The sequence below is a fragment of the Curtobacterium flaccumfaciens pv. betae genome (assembly GCF_026241855.1).
Lineage (GTDB): Bacteria > Actinomycetota > Actinomycetes > Actinomycetales > Microbacteriaceae > Curtobacterium > Curtobacterium flaccumfaciens.
Genome location: NZ_JAPJDC010000001.1, coordinates 2776751 through 2792185, shown reverse-complemented (window position 1 = coordinate 2792185; position 15435 = coordinate 2776751). Strand labels below are relative to the sequence as shown.

The window sequence follows — 15435 nt, the reverse complement described above, 5'->3', positions numbered from 1 at the left end:
GTCCGGCCGTGCAATTAGCACCAGGAAATTGGAGCTCTGTGCCGGCTACTATTGGTAGCCTGATGCGTTCAGCATCGACAGCCGATGCTGATAGCGTCGGGCCGATGACCGTACAGGCACATACCAGAAGAGTGAAGGCCGCGAGTAGCGCGGCCCGAGCGGCCCGAGTGCCGCGTTTGGTCGCGATGAATGTGAAAGGCATGTACTTTCCATTTGTTTGCGGGGGTTAGGCCCGATGTATGGCGAACCCTATTCGGGTGGTTGTGCTTTGCCTGTGTTGCCCTCCGGGTCGGGGGTGTCTGCTGCGCAGTCCCACCTGGCCGAGTTTCCGGCTGTTCAGTTTCGGCTCCTGTCATGGACGGTAGGAAATCGTCCCAGGGTTGTACCGGCAGCCTTCGTTCGGGTCTGTGCCTTCCGCTCTTTCGTTCCGCCGCACACACACCCCTGTGACGAGGGAGTGCCGTCCCTGCGGGCCGATACCGATCCCGTCAGAGACCACCGTATAGGCTGTGGTAGACGATCGTCTGACAGAATACATCTGAGCACTCGAGGCATCCCGCAGGACTCGTCGATGTCGAGCTTGACGGTCTTCGGTCTCAGCCTGGGCCTGATGGTCTCAGCGACCTTCGTCTACTTGGCGTTGGCGGGCCTCATACACGTCCCCGAGTTCCCCGTCCCGGGCTTGGGGGAGTAGATGCTGACCTGGCTGTGGTTGCTGTTCCTCGCTGCTGGCGTCGCGACGATCATCGTCGGAGCTCGCCGTGCGACGGACGCCGATTGGCGCATCCCCCGCGGGAGCGAGCCGTGGCGTGCGGTGTTCACCGGGCTTGGTCTGTTCGCGATCGGGCAGGTGTTCTTGATTGTTGACGGCGCCGTGCACGGTCACGTTGGCCGATCGGTGTCGGGCGCGGTGGCGTTCCTGCTGCCCGTGGCCACCGCCGTGTACGTGATCCGCCGGAACCGGAAGCAGCCGAAGTGAGCGCCGGCTGGGTGGTATTCGTGGAGGTGTCCTGTGATGAGTGATCGCGACCGTAGGCGCTCTCTCGTCCGAGGGGCTGTGTTCGTTGCACTCGCCATCGCGATGGTGTTCGTGACTATCAACACCATCGTGCGGGGCCCGTTCGGAGATCCCGGCGCGTGGGCAGTGACGGTGGTGTTCGTTCAGGTGTTGACCGTGCTGCTGCTCGCAGGACTTGGCTGGTCCGACCTTCGTGGGCCACGCGACCGTCGGGGTCGAAGAGGCTGAACCCGCACCCGCACCCGCACCCACACCCGCACCCCGCTGCGAGACAGCTGCGGTTGGTAGAATCGACGTTGACCAGGGGAGTTCCCATGAGCATCAAGAACGAGCACGACACCGCACGGACGGTCGACGTCGAGCAGGAGATGGCGTTGGTCGAGAAGGGCCAGCAGCTCGCTGGTCACTTCCCCGACGCCGAGGCTCTTGGCCGTGCTCGTCGCATCCTCGAGGGGACACTGTCCCCGGAGGAGGCGCGCGCGGAGGTCGCTGCGAAGCACGGGTTTCCGCTCCGCCAGCGCTGAGCGCCGGCGTCCTGCGGGGGAGCGGATGAGCGTCGACGACAAGTACACCTACCCGGGTAGCGGTGGGGTGTTGGTGAACGCTGCCGGGATCCGCGATCAGCGCCAGCTCGACGAGGCGATGAACGACGTCGCGTCGATCACGATGGCGGAGGTCCGCGCCGACCGCGTTCCTGACCGCCCGGACTACGCGTACCTGCGTGGCATTCATGAGCGCATGTTCGGCGACCTGGTGCCGGGGATCGCGGGGAAGGTCCGCGACGTCGACGTGCAGGCCACCGGGACCGGCATCCCGTACTGCCGACCGGAGTACATCGACGCGAACCTGTCGACGCTGTTCGGAAAGCTTGAGCGGGAGGACTACCTGGCGGGCCTTGACGCCGACACGTTCGCGGTCCGGCTCGCTGACCGGTGGGGAGGACTGTCGGCGATCCACCCGTACCGGGACGGGAACACCAGGTCCCAGAGCACCTATGTGTCCGCGATCGCGGAGCGTGCCGGCCACCCGATCGATTGGGAGCGCGTCAACGTCGACGAGCTCCGCACCACACGCTTGCACGCCGTCGCCGGCAACGACCGGCCCCTCGCGGCGTATCTCCGGGCGCACCTGCTCGAGGGGACCGAGAGGGACGCGACCGCGCTCGCTCCCGGTCCGTGGATCGCGACGCGTCGCGCTGAGCGGGACCGCAACACGCTTCGTGGCGCCGGCTACAACGTCAACCACCTCACGTCTGCCGGCCACGACGATCAGAACCGAGCGCGGGAGCAGCAGCGCCGGCAGGAGCCGCGGACGACGGAACCGCGCGGCCGGGACGGCATCGAACGATGAGTGGCCGTGTCGCCGTCAGCGCGGAGGAACGGTTCTGGAAGCACGTGGTGCAGGGGGCGGCGCCGACGGACTGTTGGATCTGGACGGGCGCGATCGGCGACGACGGCTACGGCCGGTTCTGGCTGCCGCAGCCCGACGGTGGGCAACGCGCCATGCGTCCTCAGCGGTGGTTCTACGAACACCTGACCGGCACGGCCCTGCATCCGTCGACGCTGCTCCTGCACGTGTGCGACGTGCCGCTGTGTGTCCACGTCGACGTCGACCTGTCGGTGTCGCACCTGGCGCCGGGCACGCACCGGGGGAACATGCTCGAGCGGGTGCAGCGCGGCCGTCACCGGAACGCGTCGACGGCGCTCCGCACGATCAGCTTCCCCCGCTCCGAACGCGTACGCCTGTCGCGTGAGCTCCGCGAGGCGTTCCGCGACAACGGGTGGGATGCGGCCGCGGTGCGGACATGCAAGACGGGGATCGCGGCGACCACACCGACGCTCTGGTGAGCGTCACTGTCGGAAGCCGGCAGTACCGTCGCCGCAACCAACGAACGGGGGCAGGATCATGACCGACTACGCACAGCAACAGTGGCAGCAGGCACCGCCGGTGTACGTGCGGAAACGCGGGACGACGTTGTCGCGATGGAGCGTGCTCCTTGGCATCCAGTCCATCCTGTTCGGTCTCATCATCCCGATCCCGGTCCTCGCGATCGTGTTCGGCATCGTCGGCCTCGCGCGAGGCACTGACATCCCCGGCCGCGCCACCGCCGGCATCGTGCTCGGCTGGTCCTGCTTGACGTTCTGGGGAGGCTTCATCGCGCTGTGCGTGTGGTGGTGGGCAACCAGCCGAATCTAACGGCCACAACAACGAAGCAGCCCCCGACCATATGGTCGGGGGCTGCTTCGTTTGTTCGCTTCGTGTGCGCCCGCTACGCCGCGTCCGACTCGCTGGGAGTCTCCACCGGGCTGTCGCCGTCACCGGGCTGCGTGTCCGTGGTGACGTCGTCGCTGCTCGTGTCTCCGGCGGGCGTCGCCTTGTTCTTGGCCCGCTTCACATCGCGGACCGCGATCCCGAGTCGCTCAGCGACTTCGTCACGGGTGACCTTCGTATCTAGCATCCGACCGATGATCGCCCGTGCACGCCCTTCCGCGTCAGCGATCGCGGTCGCGGCCTCGTCACGGATCTTCTGGATGCGGACTTCTGCGTCCTCGTTGATGCCGTCGACGGCGTCGGATGCGACGAAGTATTCGGCGGCGAGCTCTTCAAGCTGTTCCTGCCGGCGGCGGAACTCCGCCGCACGTTCCACGGCCCGCTCGCGTGCGGCCTTGCGCGCGGCGGCCTGCTTCCCTGACGTCCGAACCTGAGCCATGCGATTCCCCAATCCCTAACGGCCACCACCCGTCCGATCCGGGCCGCACCGCCCTACCGGCGGAGCATGCGGCGCTCCTGTTGTCGCCCAGCCTACCTCGCGCCAGCGGCGCGGCCTGTGACAGTCATCGACCCGGATGCTGACGGCCCGACGCTCCTCGTTCCTCGTCACTGGCCGCCGCTCCCGGTCTCCGCCTGTCTACCGCGCTCGTCACTGCGTCGCCTCCGCTTCGCTCCACCGACTCCGATCCTCCCGGCCACGCATCCCTCCTTCCACCCTGCGCTCGTTCCTCGCTCCGGTCTTCAGTCATCATGTGCGTCACACCTCAGGCATTACAAATGAATGAGGATAAACTCGCAGCATGCGCACCGTCACCAGCCCGCACTACGGCTGGGTCGCGTGCGCCCTGAACGACCCCCAGCGAGGCGGTGACGGCGCATGATGACCATGCACGTACTGTCCGCCGGCGACGGGTACACGTACTACACGTCCGAGGTCGCCACCGGGGATGCACGCCGCGATCACGACCGTGAGCTCGGCGACTACTACACCGCCGACGGGAACCCACCCGGACGGTGGATGGGCGGCGGCGCTGCCGTTCTCGGCGTCTCCGGGACCGTCACCGAGGAGCAGATGAAGGCCCTCTTCGGCGAGGGCCTGCACCCCGACGCGGACCGCATCATCGCCGAGGCGATCGCCGAGGGGAAGACCGGTAAGCATGCGCAGGAGGCCGCGAAACTCGGCAGGTCGTACTACGTCTACAAGGCCGAAGAGAACTCCCTGCAGGGCCGCATCCAGGCCGGGTACGCGACGTTCCAGCGCATCCAGGGGCACGAGCCCAACACCGAGGAACGGCGCCTGATTCGCTCCCGCGAGGGCGCGCAAACGTTTCGCGACGCGAAGGGCCGCGAGCCCGCCGACAAGGAAGAACTCGGCCGCTACATCACCGCAGCGACCCGTCCCGACCAGCAGGCCGTCGCCGGGTTCGACCTGGTCTGCTCACCCGCGAAGAGCGTGTCCGTGCTCTGGGCGCTCGGCGATGACGACACCCGGAAGAGCATCGAACAGGCGCAGGACCGCGCCGTCGCGTCCACGATCGCGTACCTCGAGCGGGAGGCGTTGGCGACCCGCGCCGGCACCAACGGCGTCGAGCAGATCGAGGTCGAGGGCGGCGTCGCCGTGACTGCGTTCCGGCACTTCGAGTCCCGCAACGGCGACCCCCAGCTGCACGACCACCTGGTGGTCGCGAACAAGGTCAAGGGCTCCGACGGCAAGTGGCGCACCATCGACTCCAAGCTGCTGCACCGCATGAACGTGCCCATCTCGGAGTTCTACAACGCGGCCATCATGTCCGAGGTCACCAAGGCGCTCGACGTCACCACCGAGTCCCGCACGGTCGCCGCCGGGAAGCGTCCCGTCATGGAGATCGCCGGCGTCGACACCGACTTGCTGGAGACGTTCTCCTCCCGGTCCGCGTCGATCCGAGAGCAGGTGGAACGCCTCATCGCCGAGTACCAGCGCGACCACGGACGCGCCCCCGACACCAAGACGCAGATCAAGATCGCCCAGCAGGCGACACTCGAAACCCGTCCGCAGAAGGAGCACGGTCGCTCCCCGCAGGCCACCCACGACGACGCCGTTGCACGCGTCGGACAGGACCGCGCATCCCAGGTACTCCCCGCCGCACAGCGCATCGCTCAGGTGCGGGCCCGCGACGGGTTCGGTATCCCGACGGTCGACGTCGACGAGCGTGCAGCCCTCGTCCTCGCGACCGTCGAGGACCACTACGCGGTCTGGGGTGCCGGCGTCGTCGAGGCCGAAGCCCGCCGGCAGCTGGCGCAGATCATCCCGGACCAGGACGTCGCCGAGCCCCTGGTCCAGCAGGTTGCGAAGACCGCGCTGCAGTCGTCGGTGTCGCTCACCCCGCCGTCCCCGCACGGCGCGTTCAAGCCGCTGACCCGCTCGAGCGGTGAGTCCGTGTTCGAGCACAAGGGCAAGACCGTTTACACCTCCTCCGGGATCCTGCAGGCGGAGGACGAGCTGCTGCAGGCGGCCCGCTACCGGAAGATGGCGCCGGTTTCCCGCGACGTGTTCGAGCGCGTCGCCGCCGCGAGCACGGGGCCGCTGGATGCCGGGCAGCGGGATCTCGCGCGCACGTTCGCGACGTCCGACGTCGAGCTCGTCGCCGGCATCGGCCCCGCCGGTGCCGGCAAGACCACCGCGCTGAAGCTCGCCAACGAAGCCCTGACCGTCGGCGGTGTCCGCATGATCGGACTCGCCCCCTCCGCGCCCGCCGCCGCGGTCCTCTCCGAAGCCGTCGGCATCGAGGCGACCACCATCCACGGGTTCCTGGCCGCGCACGAGCAGGACGACGTGTCCGCGAAGTACACCCTCGAGCCGGGCGACGTCATCGTGGTCGACGAGGCCGGCATGGCCGGCACGAAGCGTCTCCGCGACGTCACCAAGCTCGCGCAGGAGCACGGCGCGTTCGTCCGCCTCATCGGCGATGACCGGCAGCTCTCCGCCGTCGAGGCCGGCGGCGCGCTCCGCCTGATCGACCGCGAGGTTGGGTCCGTGCAGCTCGAGCACGTGCACCGCTTCCGCGACGCCGAGGAAGCAGAAGCCTCCCTCCGGCTCCGCGACCCGATGCGTCCCGGTGACCCGTTCTCCTGGTACCAGGAGCACGCCCGCGTGGTCGGCGGCGACAGCGAGCGGATGACCGCCGCAGTGTTCGAGGGATGGCAGCAGGACACCCTCGCCGGCACGCGCTCCCTGATGCTCGCCCCCACCGCCACGGCCGTCGCGGATCTCAACGCCCGCGCGCAGGCGTTCCGGATCTCCACCGGCGACGTCAACACGTCCCGGTCCGTCCCCTTGCGCGATGGACTCGCCGCGCACGTCGGCGACACGATCGTCACCCGCCGCAACGACTCCGACCTGCGGATCCAGGGCGGCCGCGACCGGGTGAAGAACGGTGACCTCTGGACCGTCACCGGGATCCGCGACAACGGCGCCCTCGACGTCGCCCACGCCGAACACGGCGCCGTGATCCAGCTGCCCGCCGGCTACGTCGCCCAGCACGTCGAGGTCGGCTACGCCCGAACCATCAGCCGCTCCCAGGGCCTCACCACCGAGCACACCCACGTCCTCGGCGACGCGACCATGAGCCGCGAGGACGCGCACACGGCCCTGTCCCGCGGGAAGGAGAGCAACCGGCTCTACCTCGCCCTCGACGACGCCGCGACCGTCCCCGACGCCCTCGAGCAGATCGCCGCCCGCTCCGAGCGGCTGCTGTCCGCACACGAGACGATCCGCGCCGAGCAAGACCGCGTCGAGGACCTGGTCACGCTCATCGACCAGCACGCCGACGTCGCCACCCGCGCCAACGAGCTCCGCGCCGGCGCCATCGTGGAACGCGCCCTCGGCCGCGAGCTCGCGACGTCCCTCGAGGGGCAGGAGTCGTGGGGCGCCCTCGCCTCGTCGCTCCGGCACGCAGAGGACTACGGCCACGATCCCGTCCAGACCCTCTGCGACGCGTACGGGCAGCGCGAGCTCGCCACCGCAGAGGACGTGCCGGCGGTGCTGCACTGGCGTATTGAGAAGGCCCTCGAGGGCATCGACCAGCCCGTTGTCCGCGTCGTCGATCGCGAACCCGTCGACGGGGTACCGGCATGGATCGCTGACGGCCGCCGCCACCAGGACGAACTCCTCCCCGCCGAGTGGCGCGACCACCTCGCCGAGCGCCACCACTACATCGGCGTCCGCCTCAAGGAGCGGGGCGCGGCCCTCGCCCTCGAGCGGCCAGCGTGGACGCAGCAGCTCGGACGGCTCCCCTCCGAGCCGTGGCGGATGTTCGACTGGCACCGCACCGCGGCCGAGGTCGACGTCCTCCGCACCAAGTACCGCATCGACCCGTCCGAGCCGCAGGCCATCCCGGACAAGCTCCGCGGGAACCCCGTGGCCGACCACCTGCAGGAACGCGTAACCGCGCTCCACAAGGCGGCCGCCCTGTCGACCGCCCCCGAGGTCACCGTGGCCACGCGCGAGCGCTACGCCACCCACGCAGCCGAGCAGACCGCTGTTGCCCGCACCGCCCTGGTCGCGGCCGCGGAGGGCGTGCAGCAGGCGACGTCGACGGCCGTGGCCACCGCCACCGACGTTGTCGCAGAGACCAGCACCGAGACCGCCGCGGCGACGACTCCGCCGGCGCCCACCGCTGAGGCGGCACCCGCGGCCACGGCCGGCACTCAGACCACTCCCGTGGCCTCCGTGTCGCCCACCACCGCACAGGAAGGACCCATCATGAGTGACCCCGTCGACGACACACTCGAGAACGTTGGCCGCCATGCCGGACGGTCTGGGCAGACCATCGCCTCGGAGGCAGCCCGGCAGATCCAGCGCGCCAACGACGAACGCCGCCGCGCGCTGCAGGACGCCCAGCGCAAGGCAGACCGCGACCGCGAGCAGGCCGTCCGCGAGGCCCAGCGGAAGGCGGAGCGTGAGAAGGAGCAGGCCGACCGCCTGGCGCGCCGCTACCCGACTGCCGACGCCGACCGGCAGCAGGACGCGGCGGCAGCCGCTGCGACCGGCGCCGTCCTCGGTACCGCGGCAACCGACGCGATCGACAACGTCACCGACAGCGACTCCGCAGCGATCCAGTCCGAGGTCCGCGACGAGATGGCGGCAGAGACAGCCGTGATCGACACGACTGGAGGGGAAGGCACTGAGGCGCAGTACGACGAGTTCGAGCTCCGCGACCGCGAGATGCTCCGCCAGGCCGGCGTCGACCCTGACGAGGTGTCCAAGTCAACCAACACCGACAGCTCCCTCAACATTGACCCGTCGCCGACACCCGACTTGTCTCGCGGTGACGACGGTATGGAGCGCTGACTTTTCGACTAGCGCGGCGAGCTCGCGCACGGACATGTGCAGCTGCTTCGCCGCCTGCGCCGGCGTCATCGCTGGACGCGGCGGTGCAGACCAAGCCTCGCACCAGCAAGGCCCGGGGGAAGGGCCATACGCAGGGCATCCAGCGGGAACGCGGCGGACTGTCCCGCTAACGTCCGTTGGACGGAATCTGTGAAGGTTGCGCTCGGGACCGCAAATGCCGTCGGGCTCAATTCGGCAAGTGCTTCGCTGATGAAGGTTCTCGCTCCGGCGGCAACCCAGCTGCCGCCACCTCTTTGCGGGGCAAGCCGCTATGGTCATCGCACTCGGCATTGACCAGGCCTCGAACCGGCATCAGGTGGCCTCGCAAGGGGTATCTGTGGCGGCGACCCGCAGCGAAAAGAGTCGGCGAGCCGTGATGAAAAACCGGCTACGGTCATCGCATGACTACAGCGACCCGCCCAACCTTCGGGGCACCATCCGCTCCGACAGGGCGGCCGCCTCGGAGCGAACTGCTCATCCCCCTGCTCGAAGGCACCAACCGAGGATTCGTCCCGATCCGCCGTGACTTCCTCCAACGTCCGCGCGGAACGCAAGGGTCGCGCGGCGCTGCCTTGGCGCTCCTGGCCCGCGACAGCTCTGCTCTTGACGCATACCTCCTCATCCACGCCCTGGCGTCAAGCAGCGAGCCCTACGTTGCCGGCTACCCCGCAGCAACCTGGGCTCAGCTGATCCGCCTCGATGAGACAGCGACATTCGACGCAGCGAAGTCTCGCTGGTCGAAGGTCGTCGGGAAGCTCCAAAAGCTCGGGCTCATCGACCGGGAGCGCCGGGGCAACGACATGCAGTACCGGCTCCTCCACGAGTCCGGCGACGGGACCGAGTACACCCGCCCCAAGAAGACCGCGCAAGGCAACTGGCTGCGCCTGCCGTATTCGTACTGGCTGAAGGGGTATGACGCCGACCTCAGCCATCCCGAAAAGGTCATGCTGCTCATCGCACTCGATCAGCAAGAAGAGTTCATCCTCCCCTTCAACCAGTCCGCCAACTGGTACGGAGTCTCGGAAGCCACCGCGCGACGAGGACTGCGCGGCCTGGAAGCACGCGATCTGCTGACGTCGACGTCGACGTTCGTCCCGTCTCCCCGATCACCCACGGGCTGGGCAGAGCAGTTCCGATACACACTTCTGGGCTCGTTCTCACGAGCCGCCGTCGAGAAGGCGGCGTCCACGCGCGGGAAGGTCTTGTTCGAACCTGAGGACGCGTCGTGACCATGCTGTTCGTCGACGAGACGAAAGCCAAGGGCTACACGATGGTCGCCGCCGTTGTCGTTCCCGGCGACGCAAACGGGCTGCGAAAGGAGATGCGGGGCCTCGTGCTCAAAGGCCAGCGCCGCATCCACTTCACCAGTGAAAGCGATCCCCGTCGGCGGCTCATCCTGTCAAAGCTCGTCGAGCTCGGGGTCCGGGCTCACATCGTCCAATCCACCGCGAACAAGCAGGCGGACGGCCGCGAAGAGTGTCTGATGCAGCTGCTCGACCTGGCCGCAGACAACGATTACACCCGTATAGTCCTCGAGCGAGATGCATCGATCGAGCAGGCGGACCGACGCATCCTCTACCGCGAAGTGAGCAGCAGGGGGCTTCGGGACAGCCTGGTGTACGACCACATGGGGGCGCACGACGAGCCGCTGCTGTGGATCGCAGACGCCATCGCATGGAGCCACGCGAAAGGTGGTGACTGGCGGCGACGCGTCGAGCCGATGCTTTTCGCCGCCGTGTCCACGGGTTAACGCGCGAAGCTCGGCTCACCGACCGTCCGGAAGGCTGCCGAGCTCACTTCACGCCGCTACTGCAACGTGCACCCGCAGTCTATGCACGTTTCCCAGTTCTCGTCTATTGGGTTGCCGTCTCAGACACCCCAGTACGAGCACCATGTGATGCCTGTTCGAACCCTGTGACCCGCGATCGGCCAGGTGTGGCTGGGGCTGCGATGCCCTTCGCGTTAGCGGAATCGCATCCGCGTGACATTCGATGCGGGCCGCACGTCGTCACGGACGCTCACTGCGTCCTCACCTAGCCAGCGCCGAAGCCGTGAAGGCGCAATGCCGAGATCGTGTGACGCTCGCGCGACTGTCCCAGCCGGATACACCTTCGCCATTGCCTGCCGGAGCAGCATCGGCTTCTCAGGGGTGACGTCGACTGGCTCGCGCTCTCGCCACCCGCGCGAAGCGATCTGGATCTGAAGCGTTCGTGCTCGGGCACCGCTGATTGCTCCGATGCGGTTCGCGTAGTACACGATGGCGCCCACCGACATGCCGAACTCCGACTTGAGTTCCAGCAGCTGCTTGAGCGTGCTCGACTCGCTCACTCGTGTTGTCAGGACCGAAGGAAGCATCAACAGTGCACGGCCGAGCGCGAATGCGGCTTGCTCTTGCGGGTTCCTGGTCGAACAACTCACCGTGGGTGCGTTTCGGTCGAGGATCAGGTGTCCGAGCTCGTGAGCGATCGTGAGACGCTGCACATCGCCTCGTCCAATCGAAAGCGTGGCGACGAGTGGCCGTCGGTTGTGCTTGAAAGGGACGGTGATGCCCGAAACATCGCCGCGAGACTCGTCGTCATGGTCGGCCTCGAGGTCGGATACGACTCCGATCCCCAGCCGCTCTAAAAGCCTTGTAACGTTCCGAACCGGCTGCTCTCCGACCAACCCGACTTCAGCTCGAACTGCTGCCGCCGCCCCTGCGGGGTCGCCAAACCGCCCTCCGAAGTCGCTCACGAACTCGTGGTAGCCGGAAGCCTCGCTGACGTGTGCAAACGCTCGTGACGCTTCGTGGTAGAGCGCAGTTACGCGGTCGCGCTCCGGGGCGCGCATCGCAGCCTTGCGACGGAAGGCCACTGGTCCCGCTGTCGCGACCGATGGTGGTACCTGGAAGAACCGCAGAGGCTCAGAGAACGCTTCACTCGCGACGGTGGCTAGCTCGGCAGATAGTGGAGTGTCACCACGTTCCAATCGCGACAGTTGGGACTGAGTGACGCCGATGCGCGGATGGATTCGTGCACGTGGACGCGGCTGATCGAGGCTTCGAAGACGAAGGTGCCGTCGTCTGATGCGAGCGGTCGCGTGTGCACGACGTGCGCTTCGAGGTTGACCGGGCACTCGTCGATCCGTTCCGCACGGACGGTGTCGCCGGGGCGGCCGTGGAGCCCGGCGAGGCGGAGCTTCTCCGGGACGTGGCGGTAGCGGACGTGGGCCTTGCCGGCGGGGACGGGTGATCGTCCGGTCGTGAGGGCGAGCGTGTCCACCGCGGCCACCAGATCAGCGGACGGGAGGTTGATGACGCACTCACCGGTGGCGAGCAGATTCTGCGCGGTCTGGGATCGGCTTCCCATGCCGAGGACGGCGGTCTGCCCGAGCCAGAAGATCGACGACATGGGGGCGGTGTTCGTCGTGCCGTCGTCGGCGATGGTGCTCAGCAGCGCCACAGGCGTGCCGAAGTACAGGATCGCGGGGTCGATGGGGCTGTGGTGCACGGCGCTCGGCTCTCGGTCGGGCTTCGCGGCGGTCGCGAGCTCCGAGCCAGTCTCGCCAGGCGCGGGAGCGGTCGCTGGCGGTTTCCCGCCGTCGCAGTTCGAGGTGGGAAGTGGCAGGACCTACCCTGGACGGATGCTCTCCCGCCGCGAAGCCGCCGTCCGGCTCGACATCCCCCTCGAGATGGCGACCCGCCACGGCATCCCGTCGCGCCTGAGCGAAGCGGAGCTCGACGCGATCGAGCAGGACCCGCCCGCCTGGCTCGTGCAGTCCCGCGCCAACCGCACCGGCACCAAGAAGGTCTGGACGCGCCTGGAGTGCGTGGTCTGCGGCTTCGACGAAGAGGCGCGCCCGAAGAAGTGGTGGCCCGAATGGGACTACCTGATGTGCGACTACCACGCCCCGTACCAGGCGCCGGAGCCCACCGCCGGCCTGACGCGGCGCGAGGTCGAGGGCATCGGCAGCCGCTTCATCGCGCTCGTCGACGAGAAGCTCTGAGCAGCAGCACGATGCGCCTGCTGAGCGAGGCATCGCGGGGCGACTGGCTCGTCGCGCGTGCCGGGCACTGGGCGAGCGTCGGCGGTGTCGCGGGCACCGGGTTCGAGGCGTACGCACGACTGTTGCACCCGGTCGGCGCGCACCGGGCGGACCTCGACACCACGGACGAGTGGGGCGACCACCCGGACGTCGAACACGCCCGCTGGCGGTGGGCGGAGGTCGCCCGCCGGAACGACCGCGTGATGCACCCCCTGGTGCAGTGGCGACGCCTGACCGACGACGAGCAGACGAGGTCCTGGGCCGACGGCTGGCGCGTGGACCAGTCGGACGACGGATGGTTCGACCCGCAGGACCTCGCCGTCCTCACCACGCACCTGCGGAGCGCGACGTCGACCCCCGGAGACCTCGTCGTCGGAGCGTGGGAGGGGACGGGCGGGCCGCCGTCGGCTGGACGCCGGCACCGGGTCCGACGTGCGCGGGGGCTGATGGCCTGGCCCGAGCGGGACACCTGGCTCTTCAGCGCGACCCTGGACGAGCTCGCCGATCCGTCGTGGGCACAGCGGGCGGTCCCGGGTTGGGAGAGCTTCGGGCGGCACGACCAGGTGGCGCCGCCCACGACGTTCGTCTGGCCGGAGGACCACGCGTGGGTCATCGCCGCCGAGGAGGACTGGGACTCGACGATCGTCGCCGGATCGCGCGCGCTCGTCGACGGCGTGCTCGACGACGACCGGTTCGAGGCGTTCGAGGTCCGCGAGGGTGACGACCTGTCGTGGGACGGAGACCTGCTGAACCCACCCAGGTCTTCCCGGACCGAGGGCTGAGCGGCGCCACCGCGTCGTCCGGAATCCGCCAGCTCGTCCGCGCTCGGACCGATGGGATCGAGGGGTGAACACGACTTCGACCAGAGCCGCGACCTTCCACGGACTCCACGACCACCCATCCCGGCCACTCGTCCTCGTCAACGTCTGGGACGCCGCGAGCGCCCGAGTCGTCGAGGACGCCGGCGCGACCGCGATCGCCACGACCAGTGCGGGCGTCGCCTGGTCCCTCGGGCGACCGGACGGGAACACCCTGACCCGCGCGGAAGCGATGGACTCGGTCGCGCGGATCGCGGCTTCGGTGTCGGTGCCGGTCACCGTCGACCTCGAGTCCGGGTACGCCGACGACGCGGACGGCGTGGCGCGCACGGTGGACGCGGTGCTCGAAGCGGGCGCCGTCGGGATCAACATCGAGGACGGCAGGTTGCATCCGGATGCGCTCGCCGACCGCATCGGGGCGGCCCGGCGCGCGGCGGAACGAGCCGGGGTGCCCCTGTTCGTCAACGCACGGACCGACGTCCACCTCGCCGGTCTCGTCGATCCCGAACGACGCCTGGCCGAGACGCTCGAGCGTGCTCGTCGCTACCGCGGAGCCGGCGCGGACGGCGTGTTCGTCCCCGGAGTCCGAGACGTCGAGACCATCCGCGCGCTGGTGGAGTCGATCGATGGCCCGGTGAACGTGATGGCCGGTCCGGGGTCGCCGACCGTGTCGGAACTCGCCGGGATCGGTGTGGCCCGCATCAGTCTCGGTTCCGCCGTCGCGCAGGCCGCGTACGCCGTCGCTCGGCAGGCCACGGCCGAACTCCTGACCACCGGCACCTACGACTCGCTGGCGGCCGGGGTGGACTACGCGGACCTGAACGCGCTCTTCTGAGCGGCGCGCGTGACGCCCGGAACATGACCACGCAGACGGACGGGAGGCCCGGTGCCAGCTGGCACCGGGCCTCCCGTCGGTCGTGTCGTGGACCTGCGGACGCTACTCGGTCGTCGAGACCCAGTCGATGAGCAGGTTGCCCTTCTCGCCCCAGTTGCCGACCTGGAACATGAAGCGGTGCGGGGTCGTCGGCACGTCGTGCGTGATCGTGCCGAGGACCTTGCCGTCGACGCTGTAGGTGACGGACTCACCGGGGACCCAGTCGACCTTGTAGGTGTGCCAGTCGCGCCACGAGACGCCGGTGCCGAGCTGGACGCGCTCGGCTTCCTTGCCCGGGGTCATCGAGTGGTGGAACACCGAGGGGCTGTCCTCGAAGTTGCCCTCGGGGAAGTCGATCTCGCCGTCGGCCCACACGTTCGACGTCGGCCACAGCATGAAGGCCGCGCCGTTGCCGTCGCCGCCGGTCGCCTTCGCGCGGACCGAGAACGAGCCGCCGACGTGGTCCCAGGCGCCGTCGGAGGAGCCGAAGGTGCCGGCAGCTCCGGCACCGGTGCCGAGGGCGACGTCCATCACGCCGTCGTGCACCGACACGGTCTTGCTCGGCGCGTAGATGCCCGAGGTGCCGTCGGGGTAGGCCTGCCACGACTGCGGGTACAGCGACGAGACCAGGCCCGTGACGGCGTCCTTGCTGAAGTCCTCGACGAACGAGGCGTCCGGTGCGATCGCGGACAGGTCCGCGGGGGATCCCTCCGCTTCGGGCGCTGCTTCCGGCGCGGCCTCGGGAGCGGGCTCGGCGACGGGGGCGGAGTCCTCGATCGGCGCGGAGTCCTGCTCGGGCTCCGCATCCGGGGTCCACTCGTCGGTGGGGGCCGGGGTCTCCGTCTCGTCCGGGGCCGGCGTCGGGGTGGGGTTCACCGGGGCGTCGTGCCAGCGGCGTTCGCCGTCCCAACCCCACCAGGTGCGGGCGGAGGCGGCGGTGGGGACACCGAGGACCAGGGCGCCGGCGGTCGCGACCGCCAGGATCGCGCGGTGGCGGATCATCGGGTGCCCCCTCGGGTGGTCGGGGGTGTGGGGGTGGTCCGTGGGGTCGTGCCGCGCAAGG

General features: G+C 69.0%; 15 protein-coding genes. 11 read left to right on the top strand and 4 right to left on the bottom strand.

Annotated elements, in window-relative coordinates; all coding sequences use genetic code 11:
- The first annotated feature begins 694 nt into the window (after positions 1 to 694).
- The 5 genes from ORG17_RS13115 to ORG17_RS13095 all read left to right on the top strand — a co-directional run bounded on the left by ORG17_RS13115 (position 695) and on the right by ORG17_RS13095 (position 3214).
- The gene (locus ORG17_RS13115) at positions 695 to 979 is read left to right on the top strand and encodes a hypothetical protein (RefSeq protein ID WP_214527856.1); all 285 of its coding nucleotides are present in this window, start codon (positions 695 to 697) and stop codon (positions 977 to 979) included.
- 353 nt (positions 980 to 1332) lie between these two features.
- Positions 1333 to 1542 carry a hypothetical protein gene (locus ORG17_RS13110; protein ID WP_214527857.1) on the top strand — a complete coding sequence of 70 codons (210 nt, stop codon included), beginning with the start codon at positions 1333 to 1335 and terminating at the stop codon, positions 1540 to 1542.
- A 25-nt stretch (positions 1543 to 1567) separates the two neighbouring features.
- Entirely contained in the window at positions 1568 to 2368 is an 801-nt protein-coding gene (locus ORG17_RS13105; RefSeq protein ID WP_214527858.1) for a Fic/DOC family protein, read from the top strand.
- Complete coding sequence (locus ORG17_RS13100) at positions 2365 to 2865, top strand: hypothetical protein (protein WP_214527859.1); 501 nt, start codon at positions 2365 to 2367, stop codon at positions 2863 to 2865. The genes ORG17_RS13105 and ORG17_RS13100 overlap by 4 nt, the downstream gene beginning before the upstream one ends.
- Positions 2866 to 2923: 58 nt before the next feature.
- Positions 2924 to 3214 carry a hypothetical protein gene (locus ORG17_RS13095; protein WP_214527860.1) on the top strand — a complete coding sequence of 97 codons (291 nt, stop codon included), beginning with the start codon at positions 2924 to 2926 and terminating at the stop codon, positions 3212 to 3214.
- Between the two features lie 73 nt (positions 3215 to 3287).
- Here the strand turns inward: ORG17_RS13095 and ORG17_RS13090 are convergent, their stop codons facing one another.
- On the bottom strand, positions 3288 to 3728 hold the full coding sequence (locus ORG17_RS13090) for a hypothetical protein (RefSeq protein ID WP_214527861.1): 441 nt from the start codon (positions 3726 to 3728) through the stop codon (positions 3288 to 3290).
- A 447-nt stretch (positions 3729 to 4175) separates the two neighbouring features.
- Here ORG17_RS13090 and mobF point away from each other — a divergent pair, with 447 nt between their 5' ends.
- From mobF to ORG17_RS13075, 3 genes are all read left to right on the top strand, one after another.
- Positions 4176 to 8618 carry a MobF family relaxase gene (gene mobF / locus ORG17_RS13085; RefSeq protein ID WP_250892575.1) on the top strand — a complete coding sequence of 1481 codons (4443 nt, stop codon included), beginning with the start codon at positions 4176 to 4178 and terminating at the stop codon, positions 8616 to 8618.
- A gap of 440 nt (positions 8619 to 9058) precedes the next feature.
- A complete protein-coding gene (locus ORG17_RS13080) occupies positions 9059 to 9886 on the top strand; it encodes a hypothetical protein (RefSeq protein WP_214527863.1) in 828 nt (275 codons plus the stop codon).
- Positions 9883 to 10407 carry a hypothetical protein gene (locus tag ORG17_RS13075; protein ID WP_214527864.1) on the top strand — a complete coding sequence of 175 codons (525 nt, stop codon included), beginning with the start codon at positions 9883 to 9885 and terminating at the stop codon, positions 10405 to 10407. Before ORG17_RS13080 ends, ORG17_RS13075 begins: the two co-directional genes overlap by 4 nt.
- Before the next feature lie 212 nt (positions 10408 to 10619).
- Here the strand turns inward: ORG17_RS13075 and ORG17_RS13070 are convergent, their stop codons facing one another.
- Positions 10620 to 11390, bottom strand: a complete 771-nt coding sequence (locus tag ORG17_RS13070) for an ImmA/IrrE family metallo-endopeptidase (protein WP_214527865.1) — start codon at positions 11388 to 11390, stop codon at positions 10620 to 10622.
- Between the two features lie 197 nt (positions 11391 to 11587).
- Positions 11588 to 12145 carry a flavin reductase family protein gene (locus ORG17_RS13065; protein WP_214527866.1) on the bottom strand — a complete coding sequence of 186 codons (558 nt, stop codon included), beginning with the start codon at positions 12143 to 12145 and terminating at the stop codon, positions 11588 to 11590.
- A 133-nt stretch (positions 12146 to 12278) separates the two neighbouring features.
- On the opposite strand from ORG17_RS13065, the gene ORG17_RS13060 reads away from it, so the two are divergent.
- The 3 genes from ORG17_RS13060 to ORG17_RS13050 all read left to right on the top strand — a co-directional run bounded on the left by ORG17_RS13060 (position 12279) and on the right by ORG17_RS13050 (position 14333).
- A complete protein-coding gene (locus ORG17_RS13060; RefSeq protein WP_111022117.1) occupies positions 12279 to 12641 on the top strand; it encodes a hypothetical protein in 363 nt (120 codons plus the stop codon).
- A gap of 11 nt (positions 12642 to 12652) precedes the next feature.
- Entirely contained in the window at positions 12653 to 13462 is an 810-nt protein-coding gene (locus ORG17_RS13055; protein ID WP_214527867.1) for a hypothetical protein, read from the top strand.
- A gap of 64 nt (positions 13463 to 13526) precedes the next feature.
- Positions 13527 to 14333: an isocitrate lyase/PEP mutase family protein gene (locus ORG17_RS13050; protein ID WP_214527868.1), complete on the top strand. Its 807-nt coding sequence runs from the start codon at positions 13527 to 13529 to the stop codon at positions 14331 to 14333.
- 102 nt (positions 14334 to 14435) lie between these two features.
- Here ORG17_RS13050 and ORG17_RS13045 read toward each other — a convergent pair whose 3' ends face one another.
- Positions 14436 to 15374, bottom strand: coding sequence for a glycoside hydrolase family 16 protein (locus tag ORG17_RS13045; protein ID WP_250892577.1), 939 nt, complete (start codon positions 15372 to 15374; stop codon positions 14436 to 14438).
- Between the last annotated feature and the right edge of the window lie 61 nt (positions 15375 to 15435).